Annotated in this window: 3 protein-coding genes; all 3 read right to left on the reverse strand. The window is 50.6% G+C overall.

Features of this window, described 5'->3' with window-relative positions; all coding sequences use genetic code 11:
- Positions 1 to 104 precede the first annotated feature (104 nt).
- On the reverse strand, positions 105 to 1,775 hold the full coding sequence (locus DWY84_RS17035; protein ID WP_117556484.1) for a recombinase family protein: 1,671 nt from the start codon (positions 1,773 to 1,775) through the stop codon (positions 105 to 107).
- Complete coding sequence (locus DWY84_RS17040; RefSeq protein ID WP_055270759.1) at positions 1,776 to 1,973, reverse strand: hypothetical protein; 198 nt, start codon at positions 1,971 to 1,973, stop codon at positions 1,776 to 1,778.
- A gap of 241 nt (positions 1,974 to 2,214) precedes the next feature.
- A partial coding sequence (locus tag DWY84_RS17050) for a virulence-associated E family protein (protein WP_118534474.1) occupies positions 2,215 to 3,162 on the reverse strand: 948 nt, incomplete at its 5' end.

Genomic DNA, 3,162 nt, shown 5'->3' on the forward strand with positions numbered 1-3,162 from the left:
AGCTGTTTTATCCCCAATTAGGTGTAAAACTCTGCTCGATGGCGGGCGGCGGCGTACAAAAAATCTATATGGTATTTTTAAGAGAACCGTCCCGGCGGGACAGGTCAGGCAGTGACCTGTTCCACCTCTGGGATGGGTTTGAGATTAAAATGAATTTCGATAGAAATGTGTCTTGTTTTATCCTCGTCAATGCGCTCATGCACGACGATTTCTTTGATTAAGCGGTTGAGGGTGGCTGCGTCCAGCTCTGTGATGTTGGCGTATTCCTGAATGGCTTCCACCCATTGTTTTGCGTCATTGGCAAGCTGGACTTCATCGGACAGCCGCTTCCTGCCCTCGGACACTTTTGTTTTAAGCTCCGTCTGCTCGGTCTGTGTCCTTTCCAGCATGGTGTTGAAGTTCTGCTCACTGATACGCCCTGCAATCATATCCTCATAAAGCCGCATGACCATTTTGTCCAGAACCTCAATCCGTTCCTCGTCCCTTGTAAGGGAGCGTTCCATTGCTTCCCTCTGTTCCCGCTGCTCGGCTTCACAGGTATTGGTCAGGCGGTCGGCAACCGCTTCCCCGTCCATCAGGGCAGCTCTGGCACATTCCCGTATTTTTCGCAGCACATGGCTGTAAAGGGTGTCATAATCAATCCGGTGCTGGGTGCAGTGGTTCTTTCCAAAGGCATTGTAGGTCTTGCAGGAGTATATCCGCTGGGGATGTTTTGCGTTTGTGTAGCGTATCGTCAGCGACTTCCCACACTCGCCGCATTTTATCAGTCCGGCAAACAGGCTGATTTCATTGGTCTGCCCCGGACGCTGGCGGGATTTCAGCTTGTTCTGCACAATGTCAAAGCTCATGCGGTCAATCAGCGGTTCATGCTGTCCCTCCACCACAATCCAGTCCTCCGGCTTCTTTTCCCCAATCGTGCCGATTTTGAAGCGGTAGTCCTTTTTCTGGGAAGCAATCGCCCCAGTGTAGACGGGATTCATCAAAAGGTCTTTGATAACGGAGAAGTCCCACATATACCGCCCATTTTCCGGGTCTTTCTTTTCCCATTTGGTACGGGTATTGCGAAGCCCCCGTTCCCGGTTCCACCATGTGGGGCAGGGGATTTTTTCTTCCTCCAGCCGTCTGCGGATATAGTTCGGACCATGACCGTTTAGGGCATATCCGAAAATCAGCCGCACAATCGGGGCGGTTTCCTCGTCAATGAGCAGATGGTTTTTGTCCTCCGGGTCTTTCCGATATCCAAACGGAGCAAGACACCCGGTAAACTGTCCTTTCTGCGCTTTCAGAAGATAAGAGGAATGGACTTTCTTGGAAATATCCTTGCTGTACATCTCGTTCAGGATATTCTTGAACGGGGCAATGTCGTTGTTATCCCGCAGGGTGTCGATACCGTCATTCATGGCGATATAGCGGACACCGTTTCTTGGGAAAAAGTCCTCAATCAAATGCCCGGTTTGCAGATAGTTACGCCCCAGTCGGCTGAGGTCTTTCGTGATAACAAGGTTGATTTGCCTGCGCTCAATGGCTCTCAACATTCTCTGTAAATCAGGACGCTCCATATTAAGACCTGTGAAGCCATCGTCCTGATAGACTGCCACAACCTCCCATCCCTGCTTTTCGCAGTATTTTTCCAGCATATCACGCTGGTTTGCGATACTGGCACTTTCGCCTTGCAGGTCATCGTCCTTTGACAGCCTGCAATAGACCGCCGCACGATAGCCCCCGGCAAGTGCCGAACCGATTGTTCTGTATTCCATTTCGTTCATCATAGCCATTTACCCACACAATCCAGACGGTATCTGGCTCTTTTGAACCTCATCTTCATTATAGCTCATATCTTTCTTTTTAGCAAGATATTCTTTCGTATTTGTCTTTCCGTATTTCTGGGAAATCAGGCTGACGAACACATCGGTTGCATCCAGCTCCCCGTCAAATACAGTGGTCACATGAATCTCTGTTTTGTTTTTTGCCATAGGCAGTTATCCTCCATACATGAAAATAGCCAGACAGAGGGTGTCGGCAACGAAGTCCGGCAACGGGCTTCAAAAGACCTTGCAAACAATCTCAATCTGGCGATGGTTACTATTTATACTTTTCTTTTATTTTTCTGTTGTTTTGGTTGTCATAGGGGAGAAAAGCCGATAGTTTCGGGATTTTCCCCGGCAACCGGCTCGGCAACGGGATAGCAACAGGGGGTGCAACGGGCTGTCATTTTCAGAATGGAAGCTCCATCTGTTCTGTGACCTCCACAAAACCGTCCATCGTTTTTTCAGACGGGTTGCCGGAGTCCGTTGCCGGGTTTTCACGCTCCCAGCCCTTTTGTCTGCCATATTCGGAAAACATTCTTGGGTTCGGGAAGTACCGCCAGCCAGAAATGCACTGGTTCATAATCTCGTTGATTTCCCGGATTTCCCATTGCTTCGGCTCGTCAAAGGCATGGTTCAAGGCTCCCTTATAGAGCTGCTTGGAGCAGACCATGCTCCCGGTGTACTTATCAAGATACGCCTGTATCATCCCGGCTTTGGTGTCCTCCGGCATAAAATCCCGCTGGTGTTCTTTGAGATACCGCTGCATGGCAGGGCTGAAAGCCAGCTTGAACCTGCCGCTTCTGTAAATTTCCATCGCTTCTGCCCACATCTGCTCGATATAGGCTCTGGAAGCGGCTTCGTCCTCCAAAATGTGAACCTCGGCTTGCTCTGGGTACACCATGACGGGGATAAAGCGGCGGTTGCCGGAACGGTCAAGGGGCAGGAAGTCAAGGGCATTGGAAGTGCCGCCAAACACGCACTGACGGGGGCGGTCTGCTGGGTGGGTTTCATAGGGTATCTTGTAAACCTCTTTCTGTCGGCTTAAAAATGACTTGATTTCCTCAATGCTCTTGGCGTTGGCGGTTGCCATCATTTCCGACATTTCGATAATCCAGTGACCTTGCAGCTTGCGGTACACATTGTCATCGTCCAGCTTCCGCAAATCATCGGAGAACCACTCGTCCCGGACTGCCAGCAGACGGAAGAAAGTGGACTTGCCAGCCCCCTGACCGCCGACCAGACAGAGCATGATTTCAAACTTGCACCCCGGCTGAAAGGCTCGTGAGATTGCACCCAGCAGAAACAGCTTCAATGCTTCATAGGTGTAATCGTCTGCGTCAGCCCCCAGAAAGTG

Source organism: Clostridium sp. AF27-2AA, assembly GCF_003478505.1.
Classification (GTDB): domain Bacteria; phylum Bacillota; class Clostridia; order Lachnospirales; family Lachnospiraceae; genus Brotaphodocola.